We start from the raw sequence: 25,685 nt of genomic DNA, 5'->3' as shown, positions 1-25,685 counted from the left end.
CCCACGCGAGCACTCGGTACGGCGATCCCCCACGCGGACCCCGCCTCGCAGGAAGCCGGGAACGCCGGTCAGGTGACCGGCAGGACGTCCGGGGCCAGGGCGGCCGCGTGGGCCGTGGCGGCCGTCATGCGGCGGCGGTGGTGGCGGCGGCACAGGACCTCGTAACCGACCTCGTCCGGGGACCCCGTGACATCACCGACGACCACCTGCGCACCTTCCACCACCATCACCCCGCCGACCGTCCGGGCGTTGTGGGTGGCGCGGGCGCCGCACCAGCACAGGGCCTCGACCTGGAGCACCTCGACCCGGTCGGCCAGTTCCACCAGCCGCTGGGAGCCGGGGAACAGCTTGGACCGGAAGTCGGTGGTGATGCCGAAGGCGTAGACGTCGAGCTCCAGGTCGTCCACCACACGCGCGAGCTGGTCGATCTGTTCCGGCGCCAGGAACTGCGCCTCGTCCGCGATCACGTAGTCCGCGCGCCGGCCCCGCGAGAGATGGTCGACGAGGTGCGCGTACAGGTCCGCGTGCTCTCCCACCTCCACCGCGTCCGTGACCAGACCGAGGCGGGAGGACAGCTTGCCCTCGCCCGCCCGGTCATTGCGGGTGAAGATCATGCCCGCCAGGCCACGCGCCGAACGGTTGTGCTCGATCTGGAGAGCCAGCGTCGACTTCCCGCAGTCCATCGTTCCGGAGAAGAACACCAGCTCGGGCATGGGAGGTCGGGCACCTTTCGGCGGGAACGGGCAGGGAGGAGGGAGGGAGGACGGACCGGGTGGGCCTCAGGAGCGTACTTCGAGGAGGGGGACCAGTTGTTCGGCAGGGGTGAGGGAACCGTGGTTGCCGACCATCTCCGATTCCCTCGGCTCCCGCTCGGAGGCGATGATCAGGACGTCGTCCCGGGCGGCGGCGACCACGTCGCCGATGCGGTGGTACACGCGGTCCTCGATCCGGGGGCCGAACCAGCCCGCCTCGATCGCCTCGTCCCGCGAGGCCACCCAGAACTGCTCGCCGAGCACCTCGCGCCAGCAGGTCAGGACGTCCGTGGCGGCGCCCGGTACGGCGTAGACGTGGCGGGCGCGGCCCTCGCCGCCGAGCAGGGCGACTCCGGCGCTCAGCTCCCAGTCGTGGTCGAAGTCGATGCGGTGCTCCTCGTCGAAGGGCACGTCGACCATTCCGTGGTCGGCGGTGACGTAGAGCGCGCTGCGCGGCGGGAGTTGCTCGGCCAGCCGCTGGACCAGGCGGTCGACGTACATGAGCTGGCCGCGCCAGGTGTCGGAGTCGAGGCCGAAGCGGTGACCGGCGCCGTCGACCTCGGCGTAGTACGTGTAGACCAGGGAACGGTCGGCGACGGCCAGTTGAGCGGCCGCGAGGTCCATGCGCTCCTCACCGGACAGCCGCCCGTGGAAGGTGCCGCCGCTGAGCGCGACCTTGGTCAGCGGGGTGTTCGCGAACGCGGGTGAGGACACCTGGGCCGCGTGCACTCCGGCCCGGTGGGCCAGTTGGAAGACGGTGGGGTGGGGCTGCCAGGTGTCGGGCCGGGTCCAGGGCTGCCAGCGCAGCTGGTTCATCAGCTCGCCGGTGTCCGGGTTGCGCACGGTGTAGCCCGGCAGACCGTGCGCGCCGGGCGGCAGGCCGGTGCCGACGGAGGCCAGGGAGGTGGCGGTGGTCGCCGGGTAGCCCGTGGTGAGGGGACGCCCGGTGCCGCCGCGTGAGGCGGCCATCAGGGACGCCATGAACGGGGCTTCCTCCGGGTGCGCCTTCAGCTGCTCCCAGCCGAGGCCGTCGATCAGGAACACGCAGTTCCGGTCGGCGGGGGTGAGCTCCGGGATCGCGGCGGCGGTGCCGGGGACGCCCATGCCCGCGGCGAGGGTGGGCAGCAGGTCGGCCAGCGAGCCGGTGCCGTACTCGGGCAGGGGGGCGGAGTCCGGGGCGAGGGGCTCCGGGTGGACGTCCCAGCCGGTGGTGTGCGGGGACGGCGGGGTGTACGGGGTCGGGGAGGTGTGCGGCATCAGCGTGCGGAGTCCGCGGTCGCCTCGGAGAGTGCCTGCGCGAAGACGAGCGCCTGACGCACCGTCTCCGGACCGTCCCCGGCCTCGCTGACCCGCAGACTGAGGTCGTCGGCCGTCGAACTGCCCGTGTAGCCGTGGTCGGCCTCGCAGTTGGGGTCGCCGCAGGCGGCCGGCTCCAGGTCGAGGCGGGCGACCGCGCCCCAGCCGATGGTGAGCACGATCTCACGGGGCAGCGTGCCAGGCTTGTACGACTCCGGATTGGCGACCACCCGGCTGACCACGATCGACGAGATCCGGCCGAGCTTGACCGACTCCGTGGACGTGGTGGCGTACGGGGTCGGGGAAGTGGTGTCTGCGGCCTGCTCGTCGGTGTGGCTGACGATGAAGCGGTTGCCGGTGAGGACGAGCACGGTCACATGGCGCCGTACCTCGTTCTGGTCGAACGTCGTCTCCTGGTGGACCAGGTACGACCGGACGGGCTCGCCGCCCACGGCGGCCTCCACCGCCTCGGCCACGAGGGCCGGGTAGTAGCCGCTGCGCTCGATCGCCGCCCGCAGCCCCTGGGTCGTCGTACTGGTCTTGGCCATGACGCCCATCCTACGGGGGAGCAGTGACTGCGAGGCACCGGTCGTGGCACTCCCCCGCGCGCGCCGGGCCGGGCCGGGCGGGAACGGTCCGGCCGGTGCGGCCGGCGGGACTCATTGGTCCGTGTCCTCGCGGGAGGGCTGTTCGCCCACCGGAGTGCCGTCCCGCGCGAGACGGTCGGCGAGTTCGTCCCGGAACAGCGCGCCGCGGTCGAGTGCCTGGACACGGTAGGCGGTGCGGCCGACGATCTGGCTGGTGATCGGCGCGGTGAACAGCTGGAACAGGACGACGAGCAGCAGCACCGGCGCGTAACGCAGGGGCATCTGCACGGCGGTTCCCACCAGGATGAGCATCAGGCCGAGCGTCTGGGCCTTGGCGGCCGCGTGCAGGCGGCTGACGACGTCCGGGAAGCGGATCAGGCCCACGGAGCCGAGCAGGCAGAAGGTCGCGCCGGCCAGGAGCAGGACGGCGGTGATCACGTCGGACACCGCGGTCATCGCAGGCCTGCCCGCTTCTCGATCAGGTGGGCGGCCGTCACCGATCCGGTGAAGGCCAGCAGGGTGAGGACGACGAGCACGGGCAGGGGCGTGGTGTCCTCGCGCAGGACCATGCCCACGGCGGCCCCGACGATGATCATCGTCAGGAGGGCGTCGAGCGCCACGATGCGGTTGAGCGCGCCCGGACCGCGCACGAGACGCAGCAGGGCGAGCAGGCCGGCCACTGACACCACGGCCAGGGTGGCGGTGTACACGACGGTCATGGGGTTCTGCCTCCTTGATCAGGGTGGTCGGGAGAGCCGGGGCGGTCGGACGGCCCTGGGCCGGCAGCTGGCCCGGGACCGTCGGCAGACCCGGGATCACCGGAAGGACCGGAGGTGTCGTCACCCGTCGCTCCGGTGCGTCGGCCGTGGCCGACCGCCCGCGCCACTCTGTCCTCCACGTTCTGCACCGTCCTTCTGCGGCGGGCGAGGTCGCTCTCGTCGCGGACCGGGAGCGTGTGGACGTACAGCCGCCGCCGGCGCCGGTCGATCTCCACCACCAGGGTGCCGGGGGAGATCGTCGTGAGTTCGGCCACCGCGGTGATCAGGAGGTCGCTGTCGACGTGCAGCGGGACCTCGATGATCGCCGCGGACGTCTTCCCCCCGTGTCTCAGGATCTGCCAGGCGACGGTGACCCCGGACCCGACGAGATCCTTCAGCAGGTCGGCCAGCAGGCGCGCGATCGGCAGCGGCCGGGGCACGGCGTTTGGCAGGACCGGCGGCAGGGAGAAGGACCCGACGACGGTCACGGCGACGAGCAGACCTCCGAGGAGGACCAGCGGGCCGACGGAACCCCACAGCACGATCCACAGCAGCCACAGCCACCCGACCATGGGCAGGCGGCGCAGGACTCGGCGGGCGTACTTCCGGCGGGTCAACGGTCCTCCTCGGTCATGACGGCGGAGCGGTACTCCCGCGGGTCGAGCAGTTCGTGTGCGGCTCGTTCGCCGACGCGGGCGAGCGGGCCCGCGCAGACGGCGACCGCGACACTGGTGGCCACCATGACGACGGTGGCGGCGGTCATCAGCCCGGTCCCGCGCCGGACGGCGCGGCGCTCCGGGCGGAGGGCGGTGCCGGGGGCCGGCTTCCCCGGCGGTGGCGCGTCGCGGCGGTCCGGGTGCGGGTCCTGCCGCATGAAGGCCCTGGTCCAGACCCGGGTCATGGCGTAGAGCGTCAGCAGGCTGGTGAGCAGGGCGGTCGCGGCCAGGGCGTACGCCGCGGTGCCGCCCTGCCACGCACCGGCCCGCAGCAGGGTCAGCTTGGCCACGAACCCGGAGAACGGCGGGATCCCGGCCAGGCTCAGGGCGGGGAGGGCGAACAGCACGGCGACCAGCGGCCTCGGTGGCGGCCGCTGTGCCATGCGCCTCATGCCTGTTGTTCCCGCGTGGCGCACGGCGAGGGAGGCGGCGAGGAAGAGCGCCGCCTGGACGATGATGTGGTGCACGATGTAGAGGACCGTGCCGGTGAGTCCGAGCGTGTCGAACAGCGCGAGCCCGAACAGCATGAAGCCGATGTGGCTGACGAGGGTGAAGGACAGCAGCCGGTTGATGTCGTCCTGGGCCAGCGCGCCGAGGATGCCCACGATCATGGCGGCGATCGCCACACAGGCCAGCAGGGTCCACACGCTGGAGCGCGGGAAGAGCAGGGTCTGGGTGCGCAGCAGGGCGTAGATGGCGACCTTGGTCAGCAGGGCGGCGAACACGGCGGTGATCGGCGCCGGTGCGGTGGGGTAGCTGTCGGGCAGCCAGAAGTGCAGGGGGACGATCGCCGCCTTGATGCCCAGGACGGCCAGGAGCAGCAGGGCGAGTGCGCCGCGCAGGCCGTCGGGGAGTTCGGCGAGCCGCGGGCCGAGCTGGGCCAGGGTGACCGTGCCGGCGGCCGCGTACACCAGGCCGACGAAGGTGAGGAACAGCAGGGAGGACGTCAGGCTGGTGATCATGTACGTCATACCGGCGCGGGTGCGGTTTCCGTCGGCGTCCAGGGTGATCAGGACGTAGGACGCGGCGAGCAGCACTTCGAAGGCCACGAAGAGGTTGAACAGGTCACCGGTGAGGAAGGCCAGACTCACTCCGGTGACGAGCATCAGGTAGGCGGGATGGAAGACCTCCGCCGAGCTCCGGCGTTTCTCCGCGGTGCCCTGGCCGATGGCGAAGAGCAGCACGGCCAGGGTCACCAGGAGCGACACGGCGAGCAGGAGCGCCGACAGCCGGTCGGCGACGAGCGTGATGCCCAGCGGGGCCGGCCAGCCGCCGACGTGCACGGCCTGCGGCCCGCGGGTGTCGACGAGGACGAGCAGAGCGACGGCGTCCGCCAGTACGCAGGCCAGTACGAGGGTGCTCATGGGGCGGGTCACCCGGACGGGCAGTCCGAGCAGGGCCGTGGCGGCGCCCAGGGCCGGCAGCACCACGGGCAGGGCGAGCAGCAGTGCGGTCATCGGTGTTCCCCCGGAGCGGTGCCGTGGTCGCGGTGGTCCGACCAGCCGTCGTCGGCATCGTCGCCGTCGCCGGGGTCGTCGCCCTGCTCGTCGCCGTCGACAGGGTCGTCGGTGTCGGTTTCCTCGTCGGCGCCGGCGCGTCGCCGGGCGATGCGCCGGTCCTCCACGTCGTCACGCACCTCGTCGCTGCCGGACAGCCGCCATGAGCGGTAGGCGAGGACCATCAGGAACGCCGTGAGACCGAACGTGATCACGATCGACGTCAGCGCCATGGCCTGGGGCAGCGGATCGGCGGGCTCCGCCGGGTTCACCGGCTCCCCCTCCAGCACCGGGGGGCGGCCGGGGGTGCCGCCGGCGACCAGGAGCAGCAGGTTGGTGCCGTGGCCCAGGAGGATGAAGCCGAGAATGATCCGCATCAGGGACCGTTGCAGCATGAGGTGGAAGCCGATCGTGAACAGGCCGCCCACCACGAGGGCCATCGTCACGTCGAGCGTGTTCAGCGTGATGTCGCCCGCGCCGTTCATCGAGCGGATCCCTTCTCCTGCCGGTCCGCCGCCGCGCCGGCCACTTCGAGTGAGACACCCACCGCCGACAGGAGTTTGAGCACGACGCCGACCACGAGCAGATAGACGCCCACGTCGAGGAACACGCTGGTCGCCCACTTCACCTCGCCCAGCAGCGGCAGGTGCCACGTCACCAGGTCGCTGTCCAGCGGCGTACCGCCGAAGACCAGCGGCACCAGCCCGACGACCGCCGCGGTCAACAGGCCCGTGCCCGCGACCGCGACCGGGCGCAGGCGTACGGCGGCGCCGAGGTCGGCCTGTCCGCCCACCAGGTACCGCAGAACGAACGCCAGTCCTGCCACCAGACCGCCGGCGAAACCTCCGCCGGGGCGGTAGTGCCCGGAGAACAGCAGGAACAGCGAAAGCACCAGGAGGGAGGGGAAGAGCAGCCGGGTGGCCACTTCCATCAGGACCGAGCGCTCGCCGCCGGGCCGTTCGCCCGCTCCCGGCAGCCAGGTCTGCCGGGGCTCGTCCCAGTGCGTCGTGGGGAACCGGGCCGGCGGCTCCTCGTCGGTCACCCGTACCGCGCCGCGGTCGCGGAACCGGACCAGACTGCCGACTCCGACCGCCGCCACCAGGAGGACCGAGATCTCGCCCAGCGTGTCCAGGGCCCGGAAGTCGACGATGATCGCGTTGACGACGTTGTAGGCACCCGTCTCCGACGCCCGGCGCAGGTACTCGGGTGAGATCGCCGGGGCCGTACGCGCGGCGGACGTCGCCAGCGCGAAGCAGGTGACGACGAGGCCGACCCCGACGGCCAGCGCGCCCCGCAGCACGCGCCCCGGGGCCGCCGTCCGGCCGGGATCGAACCGGGCCGGCATCCGGCGCAGCACCAGCACCACGACGACCAGCGTCAACGTCTCGACCAGGAACTGGGTGAGCGCCAGGTCCGGGGCGCCCCGCACCAGGAACAGGCCGGCCGCGCCGTACCCGACGGCCCCGGTCAGCAGCAGGGCGGCGAGCCGGTGCCGGGCGGCCACCACCGCCGCGGCGGCCGTCAGTATCACCACGGCCAGGACGGGTTCGAGCGGATACCGCCACAGTGGCGGTGATCCCAGTGAGGGGCCCGCGGCCACGAGTGCCGTGCCGGGCACGGCGACGACCGTCGCGAGCAGTACGGTCAGGTAGACGGGCAGCGAGCCGACCTGGGTGTGCCGGGTCAGCGTCACGGACAGCCGGTCCACACCCTCGGTCGCACGGTCGTACGCGCGCTGCACGTCGGGCAGGCGCGGCAGGCGGCCCGTCGCGGCGCCGCGGCGTTGCACCGCGTGGATCAGCAGACCGGTGACGAGCGACAGCGCGGACAGACCGAGCACGGGCGTGAACCCGTGCCACAGGGACAGTTCGTACGGACCGTCGGCTCCCGGCGGATAGGCGTCGGCGTAGGCGGTGGCGAGGGCCCCCGTGCCGGTGTACGCCACACCCAGCACCAGGCCCGCCCCGGACAGGACGGCCACCGGTGCGACGAATCCGGGTTCCGGGCTCCGTACGGGGCGCGCCGCCCTCTCCGACGGCCGCCGCCCGCCGAAGGCGCCGTGCAGGAACCGTGCCGCGAACGCCACGGTCAACGCGGAGCCGCACACGAGCACCACCGTCAGCTGGTAGTGGTAGGCCAGTTCGGTGCCGTGCAGGAAGGCTTCCAGGGCGGCTTCCTTGCCCAGGAAACCGACGAGGGGCGGCAGACCCGCCATCGACGCGGTGGCCAGTGCCGTGACCCAGAACAGCACGGGCAGCCGGCGTCCCAGTCCCGACAGTTCCCGGATGTCGCGTGTGCCCGTGCTGTGGTCGACGACCCCGACGGACAGGAACAGCGCCGACTTGAACGCCGCGTGCGCCAGCAGCATCACCACCCCGGCCAGCGCCGCCGTCCGCGTTCCCGCGCCCAGCAGGGCGGTCAGCAGGCCGAGTTCACTGACGGTCCCGTAGGCGAGGAGCAGTTTCAGGTCGGTCTCGCGCAGTGCCCGCCACGCGGCCACCACCATCGTGGCGAGTCCCACGCCGAGCACCATCGGCCGCCACGGGGCCACGTCGGCCAGGGCGGGCGCCAGCCGGGCCACCAGGTAGACCCCGGCCTTGACCATCGCCGCCGCGTGCAGAAAGGCACTGACCGGTGTGGGGGCGACCATCGCCGCGGGAAGCCAGCCGTGCAGCGGCATCTGCGCGGACTTGGCGAACGCGCCGACCAGGACGAGCACCACGGCGGCGGGGACCGCGCCGCCCCGCGGGGGGTCGGCGAGGATCGCGGAGACGCGGTACGTGCCGGCCGCCTGGCCCAGCACGATGAAACCGAGCAGCATCGCCAGGCCGCCGGCCGCGGTCACCAGCAGGGCCTGGCGGGCGGCGCGCCGCTGCTCCGCGCCCTCCCCGCGCCCCGCGATCAGCAGGAAGGAGGCGACCGTGGTCAGCTCCCAGAAGACGTACAGCACGAAGAGGTTGTCCGCCAGCACCAGTCCGGTCATCGCCCCGGCGAAGGCCAGCAGCAGGGCGGCCAGCCGGCCGGCGTCGCGCTCGACGTAGTACCGGCAGTACAGGAGCACCATGGCTCCGACACCGGCCACCACCCACAGCATCAGGAGCGACAGGGCGTCCAGGCGCAGGTCGATCGTCAGGCCGAGCGACGGGGCCCAGGACAGGGACTCCCGGTACGCGCCGCCGTCCAGCACGCGGCCCGCCCGCGTGCCCGCCCAGACCACGGCCGCCAGCGGCACCAGGGCGGCCACGATCCACATCGCACGGCCGAGCCGCCTCTCCCACCACGGCATCGACGCTGCGGCCACCGCATGGGCGGCCAGCAGGACCAGCACGTCAGCACCAACTCCTTCGCGGTGACGCGACCGCTGACACGCGGTCGGCCTCCACCCGATCCCCGGGGACTATGCCCCGGTTCGTCAATAATTGGGCATTCAGTGCTCTGTGTAGCAGGGGTGAACCGTCCGGCGGGGCACCGCCGCGCCGCACCTCGCCGGCAAAGGGACGGGCGGAGACTTCGGCACCTCAGGACCGCTGCGGGCGATGTGCCGGGCGAGGGGGGAGCCGGTCCTGCCGGCGTCGATGGCCCCGAGATGCATGCCGTTCTCTCCGTCCTGTGCCCGCGGCAGGTGCCGCTGCCGGCCGGAAGCACGGGTAACCCGCCCGACGCGCCGTCAAACCCACGGCGACCTGCCGAGTTGGAACGGTCGGAGGGCTCACGCCGCCCTCAGTACACCGGGAGGGTCCGGGGGCCGAGGTCGTCGCGGGCGGGGGGCGGGGCCAGGCGTACGGAGGCACCGAGGACGCTCACCCCGCGGGTGGCGACGACGACCGGCTCGAGGCCGACCGCGACGACCTCGGGGTGGTCGTCGACCAGCCGCGACACCCTCAGCAGCAGTTCCTCGAGGGCGGGGGTGTCGACCGGGGTCGAGCCGCGCCAGCCGAACAGGAGGGGTGCGGTGCGGATCGACCTGACCAGGGAGGCCGCCTCCCGGTCGGTCACCGGGATCAGCCGGTGCGCCATGTCCCCGAGCAGCTGCGACGGGGGGCCGGCGAGCCCGAAGGAGAGCGCGGCTCCGGCGGCGGGGTCGATCACCGCGCGGACGATGGTGTCGACACCGCGCGGTGCCATCCGCTGCACGACGAGGCGCAGTTCCTCGGGCGTGCCGAGCTGCTGCGTCAGCTCGGCGTGGGCCCGGCGCAGTTGCTCCTCGTCCGCGATGTCCAGCCGTACGCCGCCCAGGTCGGCGCGGTGCCTGAGGTGCGGGGCGGTCACCTTGAGGGCCACGGGCCGGCCGAGGGTGCGGGCGGCCTCGACCGCGGCGTCGGCGGTGGGGGCGGGGAGGGCGCGGTGGACGTGGATGCCGTAGGCGCCGAGCAGGGCGCGGGTCTCCTCGGGGCCGAGGGTGAGGCTCTCCCCGCGCGTGAGCTGCGCGTCGATGAGGGCGGCGGCGCTCCGCTCGTCGATGTCCTCGTACGCGGGAACCTTGCCGGGGTCGGCGGCGTCCCGGCGCCACTGGGCGTAGGAGACGGAGTGGGCGAGGGCCCGGACCGCGCGTTCGGCGGCGGGGTAGGCGGGGATGAGGTGGGCGTCCTCGGGGAGGCTCGCGGGCGGGGTGGCCGGGCCGGGGCTCCCGGGGGCAGGCGGGCCGGCCGGGCCCGGTGGAGCGACCGGCGCGGGTGCGGCGGACGGCGTCGCGGGGGCGGCCGGTCCGTCGGCGGCCGACGGCGTCGCGGGGGCGGCCGGGCTCCGATCGGCGGAGGGTGCGGAGCCGGGGTCCTGCGCCCGGAGGCGGCCCTCGGTGGCCGGGGCGGGCTGCGGGGCTGTGCCGGCCGCCGCCGAGAGGGCCTCGGCCAGGCCGCCGAGTTCCACGTGGACCACCAGGACCGGCTTGGACGGGGTCGCGGCGGCGGCCGAGCGCAGTGCCCCGGCGAGTGCCGCGTCGTCGGTCGGCGGCTCCCCCAGTGCGGGGATCGCGGTCACGACGACCGCGTCGCAGGTGTCGTCGGCGAGCGCCCGGGACAGCGCGGTGTGGAAGTCCGCCGCCGAGGCCCCGGTGGTGAGGTCCAGCGGGGGGTGCGGGCGCAGCCCTTCGGCGAGGCAGGCGTCGTAGGTGAGCAGGGCCAGGGACTCGGAGTTGCCCAGGATCGCCACGCGGGGCCCGGACGGCAGTGGCTGGCGGGCGAGCAGGAGGCCCGCGTCGACCAGTTCCGTGATGGTGTCCACCCGGATGACCCCGGCCTGCCGCAGCAGCGCGGAGACGGTCGCGTGGGGCAGTCGCGTCGCGCGCACGGCGTGCCCCCGGGGTCCGGAGCTGTGGCGGGCACCCTGGACCACGACCAGCGGCTTCGCGGCGGCGGTCCGGCGGGCGAGGCGGGTGAACTTGCGGGGGTTGCCGATCGACTCCAGGTACATCAGGACGACATCGGTGTCGGGGTCGTCGTACCAGTACTGCAGGAGGTCGTTGCCGGAGACGTCGGCCCGGTTGCCCGAGGACACGAAGGTGGACACGCCCGTGACACCGGTGACACCTCCGCCGCGCCGGTGCAGCCGCGACAGCAGGGCGATGCCGATGGCTCCGGACTGGGCGAACAGGCCGATGCGGCCGGGGCGCGGCATCTGCGGCGCGAGCGAGGCGTTCAGGCGTACGTCCGGGGAGGTGTTGATGACGCCGAACGCGTTCGGTCCGATGATCCGCATGCCGTACGAACGGGCCTGGCGGACGAGGGCGCGCTGGCGCTCGCGGCCGCCGGGGCTCGCCTCGGCGTACCCGGCGGTCACGACGACGAGCCCCTGTACCCCGTGTTCGCCGCATTCGGCGACGACCTCGGGGACGTGTTCGGCGGGCACCGCGACGACGGCGAGGTCGACCGGGCCGTCGATGTCCCGCACCGAGCGGTGGGCGGGCACCCCGGCGGCTCCGTCGAGTTCCCTCCGCTCCGGCGGAAGGGCCTTGTTCACGGCGTACAGGCGGCCGGTGTATCCGGCCTCCCGGATGTTGTCGAGGAGGCCGCGGCCCACGCCGCCGGGCGTGCGGCCGGCGCCTATGACGGCGACCGAGCCCGGGGCGAGCAGCCGCTGCACCGAGCGGGCCTCGGCGCGCTGCTCGCGCGCCTGCTGCACGGCCAGGGAACGGTCCGTGGGCTCGAGGCCGAACTCCAGGCGGACGACGCCGTCCTCGAAGCTGCGCTTCTGGGTGTACCCGGCGTCCGTGAACACCTTGATCATCTTGCTGTTGGCCGGCAGCACCTCGGCGGCGAACCGGCGGATGCCGCGCTCCCGCGCGACGGCGGCGATGTGCTCGAGCAGGGCGGAGGCGATGCCCCGGCCCTGGTGGGCGTCCTGTACGAGGAAGGCGACCTCGGCCTCGTCGGAGACAGGAGGGGTGGGCGCGGAGCGCCCTCCGGCAAGGGTGGTGGCGGGCGACGGGTGGGAGGACGCGGGCGTTCCGCCGGGGCCGATCCGGTCGTAGCGTACGGTGGCGATGAACTCGCCGCCCACGGTGGCCGCGAGCCCCACCCGGTCCACGAAGTCGTGGTGCGTGAAGCGGTGCACGTCCTTGGCGGACAGGCGGGGGTAGGGCGCGAAGAAGCGGTAGTACTTCGACTCGTCCGACACCTGCTCGTAGAAGCTGACCAGACGCTCGGCGTCGTCGACGGTGATGGGGCGGACGCGCGCGGTGCCGCCGTCGCGCAGCACCACGTCGGCCTCCCAGTGGGCGGGATACTCGTGCCGGTCCGACGAGGTCTGCATGGGCCCCAGAGTACGGCTCGCGTACGGCAATGGCGCGAGGCAGTCTGTGGGGGCACGGGCCGGACCGAGGCCGCGGTCGGGTGCCGCCGGGGAGCGGGAGCGGATGCCCCTCCTCTGCTTGCTTCACGATATGGGAAACTGGTCTAGACAACCTGAACTGCGAAGGGCAGCACCACATGGCTGAGCGCCGCGTCAACGTCGGCTGGGCCGAGGGCCTCCACGCCCGTCCCGCCTCCATCTTCGTCCGATCCGCCACGGCCACAGGCGTCCCGGTGACGATCGCCAAGGCCGGCGGCAATCCCGTCAACGCGGCCTCCATGCTGGCCGTTCTGGGCCTGGGCGCCCAGGGCGGCGAGGAGATCGTCCTCGCCTCCGACGCCGAGGGGGCCGACGCCGCCCTCGACCGGCTGGCGAAGCTGGTCTCCGAAGGTCTCGAGGAGCTCCCCGAGACCGTCTGAAACACCCGGCAGCGGACGGAGCCGCGTCACCCATTGCGGGCGACGCGGCTCCGTTGCTTTTTCGGGCCGCCGGTTTCCCCGTCCACCGGTTCCCCCGACCACCACTCCCCACACACAATCCCGCACTCACGAAAAATGGCAGGCGAATTTCACTTCCACCGAATTCCCTTCTCTTGTATACGGTCTCCGTGTTAATGCCGGAGACTCGGCGTGTTTACGGGATGTTGCGAGTTCCTCACACGCTCGGCGCGGGCCGCCCGGTCCGCGCGCCCGGCCCCCGCGGTGAAACGCAGGCGGTGGGCGACGGTGGCGCGCTCGGTGTGCAGCGCCATGACCGTACGCGCGCGCTCGCCGTCGCCGCGCACCACGGCGTCGACGATCGCACCGTGCTCCGCCCAGCACTCCACGGGGTCCCTCGTCCCCCGCACCTCGTACATCCAGCCGATCTTGTGCCGGAGCTGGATCAGCGTCGACGTCAGCGCCGGACTGCCGGACGCCTGGGCGAGCGTCTCGTGGAACCAGCCGCCCAGTGAGCGCAGGTCGTCACTGTGGCCTTGACGGGCCCGTTCCTGGCCCAGCCGGACCAGACCGCGCAGCACCTTCAGATGGGCCTCGGTGCGGCGCTGCGCGGCACGCAGGGCACCGAGCGGCTCCAGCAGCAGCCGCATCTCCAGCAGGTCGGCGGCCTCCTGCTCGGTGGGTTCCGCGACGCACGCGCCCGCGTGGCGCCGGGTGACCACGAAGCCCTCGGCCTCCAGGGTGCGCAGGGCCTCCCGGACGGGGACGCGCGAGACACCGTAGCGCCGGGCGAGGAGTTCCTCGGTGAGCCGGCCGCCACGCTCGTAGACACCCGAGACGATGTCGTCCCGGATCGCCGTGCACACCGAGTGCGCCGGAATACGCATGACCGACCTCCGAATTAATCCCCGCATAACGCCAACGGGTGACGCCCGTTCCGTGACTCTATTGCAACGCGCGCGAATTTCCGACGGCGAGCCGGGAATCATGTCCGTTTTTTGGACAACGGGCCGCCGAAAACACCGAAAGCCCCGACTCGGAGAGCCGAGCCGGGGCCATTCCACGGAAAGCGGACACCTGGGGCGTCAGGGGATCACGCGGACGCCGAGGTGTACACCACGGCCAGGGGACGTGCCCCCGGTCAGACGTTCGCGCCGTGCGCGCGGAGGTACGCGACGGGGTCGATGTCGGAGCCGTACTCGGCGGTGGTGCGGGCCTCGAAGTGCAGATGCGCGCCGGTGACGTTGCCGGTGGCGCCGGAGACACCGATCTGCAGGCCCGGGGTGACCTGCTGGCCCACCGAGACACCGACGGACGACAGGTGGCCGTACTGGGTGTACGTGCCGTCGTGCATCCTGATCACGACCTGGTTGCCGTAGGCGCCGCCCCAGCCGGCCTCCACGACGGTGCCCATGCCGACCGAGAGCACGGGGGTGCCGCTCGCGGCATGGAAGTCGACACCGGTGTGGGTGCCGGAGGACCAGACGGCGCCGCCGGACAGGTAGCCGGTCGAGACGTAGGAGCCCGCGATCGGGGACACGAAGGTGTTGAGACGCTTGCGCTCGGCCTCACGCGCGGCGCGCTCTTCGGCCTCGCGGGCCTTGGCGGCCTCCTCGGCGGCCCTCTCCCGGGCGGCCTCCTCGGCGGCTTCGCGTGCGGCTGCCTGGGCCGCCTCGCGTGCGGCCTCGTGCTGGGCGGAGGCCTGGGCGTCGACCCGGGCGGCGACCTCGTCGCCCATGCTGATCACGGGGGTCAGGCCGGTCTGCGCCGCGGCGGGTCCGGCGGCGAGCGCCGGAGCGGAGAGGGAGCCGATGACACCGGTGGTGGTGAGAGCCGCGACGCCCGCCGCCTTGGCGGTGCCGCGATGCACGCGGCTGGGACGACGGTGCTTCCCGGTGGCGCGGGTGAACGCCATGTACAGGGTGGTCCTTTCCTTCCTTCTCGCCTACCGGGTTAGCTGACGGGTTCGGAGCAGGAAGGTCTCCTACGGACCCCCTCGCGGCACGCGCGGGCGTCCGATTCACCCCAGGGACGCTGATGGGTCCCCGGCTCCCCCGGCTCACGCCGTACGGGGACTCGGCGATGACTGTCCGGTGCCGCGGGTGCGGCGCACTGCCCGACGAACAGACCGCCTGACGCTAAGCGGGGCGTCTTTCAATTCCCAAACGGATCCCGGATTTTGTAGCGCATCCCACAGGGCAGACAGGCACCTCCTGCCCCAATTCGGGCATAAGGGGGCCCTGGTGACGTTCTCGTCACCAGGGCCCCGCGCGCGTGCGCGTCCGGCGTGCGGTCGGACGGCCGCCGGCAGTGCGCCGGCGGGCCGTCTACTCGGCCGGCACCACCGTGACTTCGCCGATGCCGAGCGCCTCGACGGGCTCCTTGATCTGCGCCGCGTCGCCGACCAGGACGGTCACGAGGCGGTCCACCGGGAAGGCGTTCACCACCGCCGCGGTCGCCTCCACGGTGCCGGTGGCGGCGAGCCGCCGGTACAGCTCGGCCTGGTAGTCGTCGGGCAGGTGCTGCTCCACCTGGTCGGCGAGAGTGCCGGCGACGGCCGCGGCGGTCTCGTACTTGAGCGGTGCCACGCCCACCAGGTTCTGCACGGCGACATCGCGTTCGGCGTCGGTGAGGCCTTCCGCGGCGAGGGTGCGCAGCACCGCCCACAGGTCCTGCAGGGCGGGTCCGGTGTTCGGGGTGTCCACGGAGCCGCTGATGGCGAGCAGCGACGCGCCGGTACCGTCCGGGGCGGACCTGAGGACCTGGCCGAACGACCGCACGCCGTAGGTGTAGCCCTTCTCCTCGCGCAGGACGCGGTCCAGGCGGGAGGTGAGGGTACCGCCCAGGCAGTAGGTGCCGAGCACCTGCGCGGCCCACACGCGGTCGTGCCGGTCCCCGCCGACGCGGCCGATGAGCAGCTGCGTCTGTACGGCGCCGGGACGGTCCACGATCACGACGCGGCCCGTGTCGTCGGCGGTGACCGGCGCGACGGGCCGCGGCCGGGCCGCCGATCCGGTCCAGGCGCCGAGGGTGTCGCCGATCAGCTCGTCCAGGTCGGTGCCGGTGAGGTCGCCGACGACCACCGCGGTGGTCGTCGCGGGGCGGACGTGATTCTCGTAGAAGGCGCGTACGGCCGCCGAGTCGATGCCGGCGACCGTCTCCTCGGTGCCCTGGCGCGGGCGGGACATGCGCGACGTCGCCGGGAACAGCTCCTTGGAGAGTTCCTTGGCGGCGCGGCGGGACGGGTTGGCCAGCTCGTGCGGGATCTCGTCGAGGCGGTTGCGGACGAGGCGCTCGATCTCGCTGTCGGCGAACGCGGGCGCCCTGAGGGCGTCGGCGAGCAGTCCGAGCCCCTTGGCGAGCCGGGAGGCCGGCACCTCCAGGCTCAGGCGGACGCCGGGGTGGTCGGCGTAGGCGTCCAGGGTCGCGCCGCAGCGCTCCAGTTCGGCGGCGAACTCCTCGGCGGAGTGCTTGTCCGTGCCCTCGGAGAACGCCCGCGCGGTGATGGTGGCGACACCGTCGAGACCGGCCGGCTCGGCCTCCAGGGGCGCGTCGAGGAGCACCTCGACAGCGACGATCTGCTGGCCGGGGCGGTGGCAGCGCAGCACTGTCAGACCGTTGCCGAGGGTGGTGCGCTCGGGGGCCGGGAAGGCCCAGGGCCGGGCCTCGCCCGCCTGCGGCTGGGGGTGGAAGTCCATCGTGGCGAGCTCGGTCACTTCGCCGTCTCCTCGTTCTCGTCGGTGCCGACGACCGCGGCTTCTTCGATGTCGGCGACTGCGGCTTCTTCGGACTCCCCGGCCTCGGGGGCGACGGGCTCGTAGACGAGCACCGCGCGGTTGTCGGGACGCAGGCGGGCCTCGGCGACCTCCCGGACGTCCTCGGCGGTCACGTCGAGGATGCGTCCGACGGCGGTGAGGGCGAGCTGCGGGTCTCCGAACAGGACGGCGTACCGGCACAGTTCGTCGGCCCGGCCGGCGACGGTGCTGAGCCGGTCCAGCCACTCGCGCTCCAGCTGGGCCTGGGCACGCTCCATCTCCTCGGCCGTGGGCCCCGCCTCGGCGAACCGGGCGAGCTCCTCGTCGATCGCGGCCTCGATGACGGGCACCTCCACGTCACCGGACGTCTTCACGTCCAGCCAGCCCAGGGAGGGCGCCCCGGCCAGCCGCAGCAGACCGAACCCTGCTGCCACCGCCGTACGGTCCCGTCGTACCAGCCGGTTGTAGAGCCTGGAGGACTCGCCGCCGCCGAGGATCGTGAGCGCCAGGTCCGCGGCGTCGCTCGCGCGGGTGCCGTCCTCGGGCAGCCGGTAGGCGGCCATCAGCGCACGCGCGGGGACCTCCTCCTCGACGAGCTCGCGCAGCTCCTCGCCGATGATCTCGGGCAGCGAGCCGTCGCGGGGCTCGGGCTTGCCGTCGTGGGAGGCGATGGAGCCGAAGTACTTCTCGATCCAGGCGAGCGTCTGTTCCGGGTCGATGTCACCGACGACGGAGAGCACGGCGTTGTTCGGCGCGTAGTACGTGCGGAAGAAGGCGCGGGCGTCCTCCAGGGTGGCCGCGTCCAGGTCCGCCATCGAGCCGATGGGCGTGTGGTGGTACGGGTGGCCGGCCGGGTAGGAGAGGGCGGTCAGCTTCTCGAAGGCCGTGCCGTAGGGGACGTTGTCGTAGCGCTGGCGGCGCTCGTTCTTGACGACGTCCCGCTGGTTCTCCATGGACTCCTCGTCCAGGGCGGCCAGCAGGGAGCCCATGCGGTCGGCCTCGAGCCAGAGGGCGAGCTCCAGCTGGTGGGTCGGCATGGTCTCGAAGTAGTTGGTCCGCTCGAAGCTGGTGGTGCCGTTGAGCGAGCCTCCGGCGCCCTGGACCAGCTCGAAGTGGCCGTTGCCCTTCACCTGCCCGGAGCCCTGGAACATGAGGTGCTCGAAAAGGTGAGCCAGACCGGTACGGCCCTTGACTTCGTGACGCGAACCGACGTCGTACCAGAGGCACACCGCCGCGACGGGGGTCAGGTGGTCCTCGGAGAGCACCACGCGCAGGCCGTTGGACAGCCGGTGCTCGGTCGCTGTCAGGCCGCCGGAGCCTGCCTGGGCGGTGGCCGTGTGACCCATGGGCATGTACGTCCCTTCGATCGCGGAGGCGGTCGTCGCATCCGCCGTTTGTGCCGGTCCTGCCACTGTATGCAAGCGTGCGGAGCGCCGGTGAAGTTCCCGGAGGGGACCGGATACGCCGAGAGCGAGAACCGCGGGTACGGGTGGGACGACGCGATACGCACGGGGTTCGTGGGACGCACGGGGTTCGTGGGACGTACGGGATCACGGGCGGCGCACGGGGTGGTGCACCCGGCGCCGGCTCTTCCCGGCCATCCCGCTCGCGGCGCCGGCGGGAAGTCCGCGTACCCTGCCGGCACCCCGCCCCCGGTCCTCGGCGAAGGGCGGCGGCGGGGTCATGGTCCCGGTTGTCGGTGCGGCGGTCCACAATGGTCCGCGTCAGATACCGTCCCACGCTTCAGCAAGGAGCCGGCAGCGATGGCCCGCCGCAGCACGAAGACCCCGCCGCCCGACGACTCGTACGAGGAGCGGATCCTCGACATCGACGTCGTCGACGAGATGCAGGGCTCCTTCCTCGAGTACGCGTACTCGGTCATCTACTCCCGCGCCCTACCGGACGCGCGCGACGGCATGAAGCCGGTGCACCGCCGCATCGTCTACCAGATGAACGAGATGGGCCTGCGCCCCGACCGCGGCTATGTGAAGTGCGCGCGCGTGGTCGGCGAGGTCATGGGCAAGCTGCACCCCCATGGCGACGCGTCGATCTACGACGCCCTGGTGCGCATGGCACAGCCCTTCTCGATGCGGGTCCCCCTGGTCGACGGCCACGGCAACTTCGGCTCCCTGGGCAATGACGACCCGCCGGCCGCCATGCGGTACACCGAGAGCCGGATGACCGAGGCCACGAGCCTGATGACCGAGTCCATCGACGAGGACACGGTCGACTTCGCGCCCAACTACGACGGCCAGGAGCAGGAGCCGACGACCCTGCCCGCCGCGTTCCCGAACCTCCTGGTGAACGGTGCGTCGGGCATCGCGGTCGGTATGGCCACCAACATGCCGCCGCACAACCTCCGCGAGGTGATCGCGGCCGCCCGCCACCTGATCCGGTATCCGAACGCGGACCTCGACGCCCTGATGAAGCACGTCCCGGGCCCCGACCTGCCCACCGGCGGCAGGATCGTCGGCCTCCCGGGCATCCGGGACGCGTACGAGAAGGGCCGCGGCACCTTCAAGATCCGCGCGACGGTCACCGTGGAGGAGGTGACGGCCCGCCGCAAGGGCCTGGTCATCACCGAGCTGCCGTTCACGGTGGGCCCGGAGAAGGTGATCGCCAAGATCAAGGACCTGGTCGGTTCGAAGAAGCTCCTGGGCATCGCCGACGTCAAGGATCTCACCGACCGCGCCCACGGCCTGCGCCTGGTCGTCGAGATCAAGAACGGCTTCGTGCCGGAGGCGGTCCTGGAGCAGCTGTACAAGCTGACGCCCATGGAGGAGTCCTTCGGCATCAACAACGTGGCCCTGGTGGACGGCCAGCCGCTCACCCTGGGCCTCAAGGAGCTGCTGGAGGTCTATCTCGACCACCGCTTCACCGTCGTCCGCCGCCGCTCGGAGTTCCGCCGCGGCAAGCGGCGCGACCGTCTGCACCTGGTCGAGGGCCTGCTCACGGCGCTGCTGGACATCGACGAGGTCATCCGCCTGATCCGTTCCAGCGACAACTCCGCGCAGGCGAAGCAGCGTCTGATGGACCGGTTCTCGCTGAGCGAGATCCAGACCCAGTACATCCTGGACACCCCCCTGCGCCGCCTCACCAGGTTCGACCGCATCGAACTGGAGGCGGAGCAGGAGCGGCTGAACACGGAGATCGAGGAGCTGACCCGCATCCTGGAGTCGGACGCGGAGCTGCGCAAGCTGGTCTCGTCCGAGCTGGCCGCGGTGGCGAAGAAGTTCGGCAACGACCGTCGCACGGTCCTGCTGGACGGGGCGGCCGCCCCGGTCGCCGCCGTGCCGCTTCAGGTGGCGGACGACCCGTGCCGGGTACTGCTGTCCGACACGGGCCTGCTCGCCCGTACGGCGGACGCGAAGCCGTTCCCGAAGGGCGCGCACGCCAAGCGGGTCAAGCACGACATGATCGTCTCGGCGGTGCCGGCCACCGCCCGTGGCGAGGTGGGCGTGGTCACCTCCACGGGGCGCCTGCTGCGGGTGAACGTCGTCGACCTCCCGCAGCTGCCGGAGTCGATGCCGACCCCGAACCTCTCGGGCGGGGCGCCGATTTCGGAGTTCGTCTCCCTGGAGGACGACGAGCGGGTGATCTGCCTGACGACGCTCGACGAGTCGTCGCCGGGCCTCGCGCTCGGCACGGAGCAGGGCATCGTCAAGCGGGTGGTGCCCGACTACCCCTCCAACAAGGAGGAGCTGGAGGTCATCACCCTCAAGGAGGGCGACCGGATCGTCGGCGCCGTCGAGCTGCGCACGGGTGAGGAGGACCTGGTCTTCATCACCGACGACGCGCAACTGCTGCGCTACCAGGCCGCGCAGGTCCGTCCGCAGGGGCGTCCCGCCGGCGGCATGGCAGGCATCAAGCTCGCCGAGGGAGTGAAGGTCATCACCTTCACGGCGGTCGATCCGGGGGTGGACGCGGTGGTGTTCACGGTCGCCGGCTCACGCGGCACGCTGGACGACTCCGTCCAGACGACGGCCAAGCTGACGCCGTTCGACCAGTTCCCGCGCAAGGGCCGGGCCACCGGCGGTGTGCGCTGCCAGCGGTTCCTCAAGGGCGAGGACTGCCTGTCCCTGGCCTGGGCCGGCCCCACCCCGGCCCGCGCCTCCCAGAGGAACGGGACACCGGTCGACCTGCCGGAGCCCGACCCGCGCCGCGACGGCTCGGGAGAGTCCCTGCCGAAGACGGTGGCGGTGGTGGCGGGACCGGTCTGACCCCGCGGGACCGGTCTAACCCCGCGGGACCGGCCGGCCCTGCGGGTCGTCCTGGCTCTGCGGGTCGTCGGGCTCCCGTACGTACCGCAGCACGCCCCACATGCCCTGCTCGTCGGCGTGTGGGGCACCGGGGCCGTCGAGGGCGTCGCTGCCGCAGGCCTGCTCCAGCTCCTTGCGGAGGGCGGCGGTGTCGATACCGGTCCCGATGAGCACCAGCTGCGTGAGCCGCTCCGCACCGGCCGGCCAGGGCTCCGGGTAGAACCGGAGGAACCGCCCGACGGCATGCACGGCGTACCGGTTCCCGGCGTCGTACGGCCCGAAGTCGACGTATCCCTTGATCCGGTAGAGCCCTTCCGGGCGGCTGTCGAGGAACCGGATCAGCCGCCGCGGATCGGGGGACGCCGCGGAGGCGAAGGACAGGCTGTCGTACCGGGCGTGCAGATGCCCGGCGTGCTCGTCGTCCGCGTCGGGGCCGTGCCGGTGCAGGTCGTCGAAGGAGAGCTGTCCGACACGCTCTTCACCGGGCCGGCAGTCGAAGAGGAACTCCGGATCGACGCGGCCGTGCGTGGCGGGAACGACGGCGGCGCGGTCGACGAGCGACCGCACGGCGTCGAGCACGCCGTCCGCGTCCACCGCCCGGTCGAGTTTGTTCACGACGACCAGATCGGCGAGGCCGAGGTGCCGGTCGATCTCGGGATGCCGGGTCCTCGTCTCCTCGAACTCGGCGGCGTCCACGACCTCGACGAGCCCGCCGTACACGATCCGGGGATGTTCGCTTGCGAGCACCATCCGCACGAGCTCCTGCGGCTCGGCGAGACCGCTGGCCTCGATGACGATGACGTCGATCCCGGCGGACGGCCGCGCCAGCCGCTCGAGATACACGTCCAGCTCACTGCCGTCGACGGCACAGCACAGGCACCCGTTGCCGAGCGAGACGGTCGAGTCGCCGAGCGCTCCGGCCACGGCCATGGCGTCGATCTCGATGGCGCCGAAGTCGTTGACGACGGCCCCGATACGGCTGCCACCGCTGTGGTGGAGGAGGTGGTTGAGCAGGGTGGTCTTCCCGGATCCGAGAAATCCGGCCAGGACGACGACCGGAATCTGCCGATCACTGCTGCGCTCCACCACGCGACCCCTCCCACGCCCACACGTACCCCGGCTCGCGCCTCGGCGTACGTCGGGGAAGTGACTGGCTCGCCAGGATATGCGCGGCAGACCGACTCGCGGCGCCGGACCATGGCAGGCCCTTGAGCGACGACAGAACGGTCCAAGCCGTTTCGTGCCCTGTCGCACGGGAAGCGAGGGAGGCCTCCTCGGCCACTGCGGGAACGAGGGACCTTGGAGCCGGAGAGCCATTCTGGGGCAACTCAGGTTAGGCTCACCTCTGTGAGTACGTGCTCAACCGCCTCCCGCGAGCTCGACGAGCCCGTCGCGGGAACCGCGGCCACCGCGAGGACCTGGCTTCTGCTGGAACAGCCCGGTCCGTGGGGCCCCAAGGCGCTCACCTCGAGCCACCTCGACCCGGCCCTGGGCCGCGCCCTGGAGGCCGCCGCGTCGGGCACCGGGGTACGTATCGCCCTGATCAGGCGCCCCGGACGGCACGCGGACCGCCGGACGCCCGCCGCCGCCCGTCAGGTGTACGTGGCCCACACCATGCCCGGCAGCACCTGGCTGCACACCGCCACGACCACGGCCCCGGAGCGCCTGCTCGACCTGGACTTCGCCGCCCTCGGCAGGGGGCACAGCGGTACCTTCGCCACGGCTCTCGGCGGGCGGCCGCACGAGGGCGACCCGCTCGCCCTCGTCTGCACCAACGGCAGGCGCGACCGCTGCTGCGCACTCCTCGGCCGGCCCCTTGCGGCCGAGCTCGCGGCCTCCGGCGTCGAGGGCGTCTGGGAGGTCACCCACCTGGGCGGACACCGTTTCTCGCCCACGGTGCTCGTGCTGCCCCACGGCTACGCGTACGGCAGGGCCGAGGCACATGCCGTCAAGGAGGTGCTGCACGGCGCGCAGAAAGGCCGGATCGTCGTGGAGGGATGCCGCGGGAGCTCCGCCTGGGGGCGCCCCGGCCAGGCGGCCGAGCTGGCCGTGCGTACCGAGGCGGGCGAGTACGCCGCCGAGTCGCTGACCGTCGTACGGACGGACGGCGCGGCCCCGCGCTGGGAGGTGCTCGTCGCGCACACCGACGGGCGCCGCTGGCGTGTGGAGGTGGCACAGGGCTCGTCCCTGCCGCCCCGCGCGGAGAGCTGCGGGTCGGCACTGGGCTCGCCCGCACGGATGGACGTGGTGACGGTCCGCGAGGTGACCATGGCGGCGCTCGCGGGCTGAACCGCCGCACGCGATCCCCCCGCGGACACCGGCTCCTGCCCGCGCGGGCGAGCGGACACCGGCTCCTGCCCGCGCGGGCGAGGCGATCCGCGCCACACCCCCGCGGCCTCCGGCGGCCGTCCACGTACCGTCATGGGTATGCGCACCACTCCCTTCGCCCGCCGCCTGCGCCTCGGCCTGCCTCGGCGGGTCTTCTCGCAGGTCCTGCTGATGCAGCTGGCGATCGCCGCGGGGGTCGCGGTGCTCGCGACCGGGCTGTTCCTCGCCCCGCTCAGTGAGCAGCTGGACGACCAGGCGATGCGCCGCGCGCTCGCCATCGCCCAGACCACCGCCCAGCAGCCGCAGGTCGCACGCGACCTGCGCGGCACGTCCCCGGCACCGGACGGGCCGGTACAGCGGGAAGCGGAACGGATCCGGAAGGCCACCGGGGCCGAGTACGTGGTGGTGCTGGACCGGCGGGGCGTGCGCTGGTCGCACACCGATCCCGGGAGAATCGGCGACCCGGTCTCGACCGACCCCGGTGAGGCCCTGGCGGGGCACGAGGTCATGGAGATCGACGACGGCACCCTGGGACGCTCCGCACGCGGCAAGGTCCCGCTGCGCGACACCGACGGCGAGATCATCGGTGCGGTCTCGGTCGGCATCGCCTACGACAGTGTCCGGGCCCGGCTGATCCACGCGATCCCGGGACTCTTCGCGTACGCGGGCGGGGCGCTGGCCGTGGGCGCGCTCGCGGCCTGGCTGATCTCCCGGCGGGTGCAGCGGCAGACCCGGGACCTCGCCTTCTCCGACATCGCTGCGCTGCTCGCGGAGCGCGAGGCCATGCTGCACGGCATCCGGGAGGGCGTCGTCGCCCTCGACCGCACCGGCCGCGTCCGCCTCCTGAACGACGAGGCCAGGCGTCTGCTGGACCTCGGTGACGAGGCTGTGGGCCGCTCCCCCGACGAGGCGCTCGGCGCGGGCCGGACGGCCGACGTGCTGGTCGGCCGGGTGACCGGCACCGACCTGCTCACCGTCCGCGGGCAGCGCGTCCTGGTCGCCAACCGCATGCCGACCGGCGACGGCGGAGCCGTGGCCACCCTCCGCGACCGCACGGAGGTGGACCGGCTGGGCCGGGAACTGGACTCGACGCGCGGGCTGATCGACGCGCTGCGCGCCCAGGATCACGAGCACGCCAACCGCATGCACACCCTTCTCGGGCTGCTGGAGCTCGAGATGTACGACGACGCCGTGGAGTTCGTCGGCGAGGTGGTCGGCGATCACCGGGCCACGGCGGAGCAGATCACCGAGAAGATCCGGGACCCGCTGCTCGCCGCCCTGCTGGTGGGCAAGGCGACGGTCGCGGCCGAGCGGGGTGTCGCCCTGCGGGTCTCGGACCGGGCACTGCTGCCGGACCGGCTGATCGACCCCAGGGGCTTCGTCACGGTCGTCGGGAACCTGGTGGACAACGCGCTCGACGCCGTCGCGGGCTCACCTCACGCGCGCGTGGAGGTCGAACTGCGCACCGAGGGACGTACGGCGGTGCTCGGCGTACGCGACACGGGACCTGGAATTCCTCCGGAGCACCGTGAGTCGGTCTTCACCGAGGGCTGGTCCACCAAGAGGCCGCCGGGCCACCGCGAGCGGGGCATCGGGCTCTCCCTCGTCCGCAGGCTCGCCGAGCGCCAGGGCGGCACCGCGACCGTGGGCGAGGCACAGGGCGGGGGCGCGGAGTTCACCGTCGTCCTGCCCGAGGCGCTGACCGAGCCGGGCCCGCAGCCCGCCCTCACCGGGGCGTCCGGCCCCGCGGCCGGCCCCGCGAGCGTCTCCACGTCCGTTCCGCAGATCACCGAGGAGGAGCCGTCATGATCGAGGTCCTGGTCGTGGACGACGACGTCCGGGTCGCGCGCGTCAACGCCGCCTATGTCGAGAAGGTGCCGGGCTTCCACGTCGCCGGCGAGGCACACAGCGCGGCCGAGGCGCTCGGTCTGCTGGAGACGCTGCCCCGGCTGGATCTGGTGCTCCTGGACCACTATCTGCCCGACCGGACGGGGCTCGCGGTCGTCCAGGAGATGCGCAGGCACGGACACCAGACCGACGTGATCATGGTGACGGCGGCGCGTGACGTGTCCACCGTGCAGGCGGCCATGCGGCAGGGCGCGCTGCAGTACCTGGTCAAGCCGTTCGCCTTCGCGGGCCTGCGTGCCAAGCTGGAGGCGTACGCGGGGCTGCGTCGCACTCTGGACGGCGGCGGCGAGGCGGAACAGGCCGAGGTGGACCGCATCTTCGGCGCCCTGTCGGCGTCGGCGGAACCCAGCCTGCCCAAGGGGCACTCCCTCACCACCGCGGAACTGGTGCGCCAGTGCCTGATCAGTGCCGACGGCGCGCTGTCGGCCCAGGAGATCGCCGAGCGCACGGGGGTGAGCCGTCAGACCGCCCAGCGCTATCTCAAGCTTCTGGAGCGGACCGGCCGGGCCACGCTGACCCTCAAGTACGGCGACGCGGGCCGCCCGGAACACCGTTACGTGTGGGTGGCCCGTACCTGAGCGTCGCCGCATGACCCGGCACCGCACAA

Annotated in this window: 20 protein-coding genes and 1 riboswitch; of the genes, 5 read left to right on the top strand and 15 right to left on the bottom strand. The window is 72.7% G+C overall.

Features of this window, described 5'->3' with window-relative positions:
• Positions 1-68: 68 nt before the first annotated feature.
• The 10 genes from ACFWVE_RS15815 to ACFWVE_RS15770 all read right to left on the bottom strand — a co-directional run bounded on the left by ACFWVE_RS15815 (position 69) and on the right by ACFWVE_RS15770 (position 12,352).
• Entirely contained in the window at positions 69-713 is a 645-nt protein-coding gene (locus ACFWVE_RS15815) for a thymidine kinase (RefSeq protein ID WP_384013679.1), read from the bottom strand.
• 66 nt (positions 714-779) lie between these two features.
• Complete coding sequence (locus ACFWVE_RS15810) at positions 780-2,009, bottom strand: alkaline phosphatase family protein (protein WP_384013676.1); 1,230 nt, start codon at positions 2,007-2,009, stop codon at positions 780-782.
• A complete protein-coding gene (locus ACFWVE_RS15805; protein WP_384013673.1) occupies positions 2,009-2,596 on the bottom strand; it encodes a DUF5998 family protein in 588 nt (195 codons plus the stop codon). The genes ACFWVE_RS15810 and ACFWVE_RS15805 overlap by 1 nt, the downstream gene beginning before the upstream one ends.
• A 111-nt stretch (positions 2,597-2,707) precedes the next feature.
• A complete protein-coding gene (mnhG, locus tag ACFWVE_RS15800; protein WP_384013670.1) occupies positions 2,708-3,091 on the bottom strand; it encodes a monovalent cation/H(+) antiporter subunit G in 384 nt (127 codons plus the stop codon).
• Positions 3,088-3,354, bottom strand: coding sequence for a monovalent cation/H+ antiporter complex subunit F (locus ACFWVE_RS15795; protein ID WP_384013667.1), 267 nt, complete (start codon positions 3,352-3,354; stop codon positions 3,088-3,090). Before ACFWVE_RS15795 ends, mnhG begins: the two co-directional genes overlap by 4 nt.
• Positions 3,351-4,010 carry a Na+/H+ antiporter subunit E gene (locus ACFWVE_RS15790; protein WP_384013663.1) on the bottom strand — a complete coding sequence of 220 codons (660 nt, stop codon included), beginning with the start codon at positions 4,008-4,010 and terminating at the stop codon, positions 3,351-3,353. Before ACFWVE_RS15790 ends, ACFWVE_RS15795 begins: the two co-directional genes overlap by 4 nt.
• Positions 4,007-5,566 carry a Na+/H+ antiporter subunit D gene (locus ACFWVE_RS15785; protein WP_384013660.1) on the bottom strand — a complete coding sequence of 520 codons (1,560 nt, stop codon included), beginning with the start codon at positions 5,564-5,566 and terminating at the stop codon, positions 4,007-4,009. Before ACFWVE_RS15785 ends, ACFWVE_RS15790 begins: the two co-directional genes overlap by 4 nt.
• Positions 5,563-6,090, bottom strand: a complete 528-nt coding sequence (locus tag ACFWVE_RS15780; protein WP_384013657.1) for a Na(+)/H(+) antiporter subunit C — start codon at positions 6,088-6,090, stop codon at positions 5,563-5,565. Before ACFWVE_RS15780 ends, ACFWVE_RS15785 begins: the two co-directional genes overlap by 4 nt.
• Positions 6,087-8,933, bottom strand: a complete 2,847-nt coding sequence (locus ACFWVE_RS15775; RefSeq protein ID WP_384013654.1) for a Na+/H+ antiporter subunit A — start codon at positions 8,931-8,933, stop codon at positions 6,087-6,089. The genes ACFWVE_RS15780 and ACFWVE_RS15775 overlap by 4 nt, the downstream gene beginning before the upstream one ends.
• A 392-nt stretch (positions 8,934-9,325) precedes the next feature.
• Positions 9,326-12,352 carry a GNAT family N-acetyltransferase gene (locus ACFWVE_RS15770; RefSeq protein WP_384013651.1) on the bottom strand — a complete coding sequence of 1,009 codons (3,027 nt, stop codon included), beginning with the start codon at positions 12,350-12,352 and terminating at the stop codon, positions 9,326-9,328.
• A gap of 176 nt (positions 12,353-12,528) precedes the next feature.
• On the opposite strand from ACFWVE_RS15770, the gene ACFWVE_RS15765 reads away from it, so the two are divergent.
• Positions 12,529-12,810 (top strand): HPr family phosphocarrier protein, encoded by a 282-nt coding sequence (locus ACFWVE_RS15765; RefSeq protein WP_042172977.1) that lies wholly within the window; start codon positions 12,529-12,531, stop codon positions 12,808-12,810.
• 191 nt (positions 12,811-13,001) lie between these two features.
• Here the strand turns inward: ACFWVE_RS15765 and ACFWVE_RS15760 are convergent, their stop codons facing one another.
• From ACFWVE_RS15760 to ACFWVE_RS15745, 4 genes are all read right to left on the bottom strand, one after another.
• Complete coding sequence (locus ACFWVE_RS15760) at positions 13,002-13,715, bottom strand: GntR family transcriptional regulator (RefSeq protein WP_384013647.1); 714 nt, start codon at positions 13,713-13,715, stop codon at positions 13,002-13,004.
• Positions 13,716-13,969: 254 nt separating this feature from the next.
• A complete protein-coding gene (locus ACFWVE_RS15755) occupies positions 13,970-14,743 on the bottom strand; it encodes a M23 family metallopeptidase (RefSeq protein ID WP_384013644.1) in 774 nt (257 codons plus the stop codon).
• 13 nt (positions 14,744-14,756) lie between these two features.
• Positions 14,757-14,920, bottom strand: a riboswitch (cyclic di-AMP (ydaO/yuaA leader).
• 235 nt (positions 14,921-15,155) lie between these two features.
• Positions 15,156-16,544 carry a M16 family metallopeptidase gene (locus ACFWVE_RS15750; protein ID WP_384013641.1) on the bottom strand — a complete coding sequence of 463 codons (1,389 nt, stop codon included), beginning with the start codon at positions 16,542-16,544 and terminating at the stop codon, positions 15,156-15,158.
• Positions 16,541-17,935, bottom strand: coding sequence for a M16 family metallopeptidase (locus ACFWVE_RS15745; RefSeq protein WP_384013639.1), 1,395 nt, complete (start codon positions 17,933-17,935; stop codon positions 16,541-16,543). The genes ACFWVE_RS15750 and ACFWVE_RS15745 overlap by 4 nt, the downstream gene beginning before the upstream one ends.
• Before the next feature lie 411 nt (positions 17,936-18,346).
• Between ACFWVE_RS15745 and ACFWVE_RS15740 the strand changes: the two genes are divergently transcribed.
• Entirely contained in the window at positions 18,347-20,803 is a 2,457-nt protein-coding gene (locus ACFWVE_RS15740) for a DNA topoisomerase (ATP-hydrolyzing) subunit A (RefSeq protein ID WP_384013636.1), read from the top strand.
• Between the two features lie 15 nt (positions 20,804-20,818).
• Here ACFWVE_RS15740 and ACFWVE_RS15735 read toward each other — a convergent pair whose 3' ends face one another.
• A complete protein-coding gene (locus ACFWVE_RS15735; protein ID WP_384013633.1) occupies positions 20,819-21,931 on the bottom strand; it encodes a CobW family GTP-binding protein in 1,113 nt (370 codons plus the stop codon).
• Between the two features lie 258 nt (positions 21,932-22,189).
• Here ACFWVE_RS15735 and ACFWVE_RS15730 point away from each other — a divergent pair, with 258 nt between their 5' ends.
• From ACFWVE_RS15730 to ACFWVE_RS15720, 3 genes are all read left to right on the top strand, one after another.
• Positions 22,190-23,131 (top strand): sucrase ferredoxin, encoded by a 942-nt coding sequence (locus ACFWVE_RS15730; RefSeq protein ID WP_384013631.1) that lies wholly within the window; start codon positions 22,190-22,192, stop codon positions 23,129-23,131.
• A gap of 138 nt (positions 23,132-23,269) precedes the next feature.
• The gene (locus tag ACFWVE_RS15725) at positions 23,270-24,979 is read left to right on the top strand and encodes an ATP-binding protein (protein ID WP_384013628.1); all 1,710 of its coding nucleotides are present in this window, start codon (positions 23,270-23,272) and stop codon (positions 24,977-24,979) included.
• A complete protein-coding gene (locus ACFWVE_RS15720; RefSeq protein WP_384013625.1) occupies positions 24,976-25,656 on the top strand; it encodes a response regulator in 681 nt (226 codons plus the stop codon). Before ACFWVE_RS15725 ends, ACFWVE_RS15720 begins: the two co-directional genes overlap by 4 nt.
• Positions 25,657-25,685: the final 29 nt, after the last annotated feature.

This window comes from Streptomyces sp. NPDC058632, from assembly GCF_042717095.1.
Lineage (GTDB): Bacteria > Actinomycetota > Actinomycetes > Streptomycetales > Streptomycetaceae > Streptomyces.
Note: the sequence above shows the minus strand (reverse complement) of the source record. Positions and strands in the feature narration are given on the sequence as shown.

Bases quoted from the DNA above. Each gene is read 5' to 3' on its own strand.
- ACFWVE_RS15740 (WP_384013636.1), top strand. From the start codon at position 18,347: ATGGCCCGCCGCAGCACGAAGACCCCGCCGCCCGACGACTCGTACGAG.
- ACFWVE_RS15785 (WP_384013660.1), bottom strand. From the start codon at position 5,566: ATGACCGCACTGCTGCTCGCCCTGCCCGTGGTGCTGCCGGCCCTGGGC.
- ACFWVE_RS15780 (WP_384013657.1), bottom strand. From the start codon at position 6,090: ATGAACGGCGCGGGCGACATCACGCTGAACACGCTCGACGTGACGATG.
- ACFWVE_RS15720 (WP_384013625.1), top strand. From the start codon at position 24,976: ATGATCGAGGTCCTGGTCGTGGACGACGACGTCCGGGTCGCGCGCGTC.
- ACFWVE_RS15745 (WP_384013639.1), bottom strand. From the start codon at position 17,935: ATGCCCATGGGTCACACGGCCACCGCCCAGGCAGGCTCCGGCGGCCTG.
- ACFWVE_RS15760 (WP_384013647.1), bottom strand. From the start codon at position 13,715: ATGCGTATTCCGGCGCACTCGGTGTGCACGGCGATCCGGGACGACATC.
- ACFWVE_RS15795 (WP_384013667.1), bottom strand. From the start codon at position 3,354: ATGACCGTCGTGTACACCGCCACCCTGGCCGTGGTGTCAGTGGCCGGC.
- mnhG (WP_384013670.1), bottom strand. From the start codon at position 3,091: ATGACCGCGGTGTCCGACGTGATCACCGCCGTCCTGCTCCTGGCCGGC.
- ACFWVE_RS15725 (WP_384013628.1), top strand. From the start codon at position 23,270: ATGCGCACCACTCCCTTCGCCCGCCGCCTGCGCCTCGGCCTGCCTCGG.
- ACFWVE_RS15805 (WP_384013673.1), bottom strand. From the start codon at position 2,596: ATGGCCAAGACCAGTACGACGACCCAGGGGCTGCGGGCGGCGATCGAG.
- ACFWVE_RS15765 (WP_042172977.1), top strand. From the start codon at position 12,529: ATGGCTGAGCGCCGCGTCAACGTCGGCTGGGCCGAGGGCCTCCACGCC.
- ACFWVE_RS15810 (WP_384013676.1), bottom strand. From the start codon at position 2,009: ATGCCGCACACCTCCCCGACCCCGTACACCCCGCCGTCCCCGCACACC.
- ACFWVE_RS15815 (WP_384013679.1), bottom strand. From the start codon at position 713: ATGCCCGAGCTGGTGTTCTTCTCCGGAACGATGGACTGCGGGAAGTCG.
- ACFWVE_RS15755 (WP_384013644.1), bottom strand. From the start codon at position 14,743: ATGGCGTTCACCCGCGCCACCGGGAAGCACCGTCGTCCCAGCCGCGTG.
- ACFWVE_RS15770 (WP_384013651.1), bottom strand. From the start codon at position 12,352: ATGCAGACCTCGTCGGACCGGCACGAGTATCCCGCCCACTGGGAGGCC.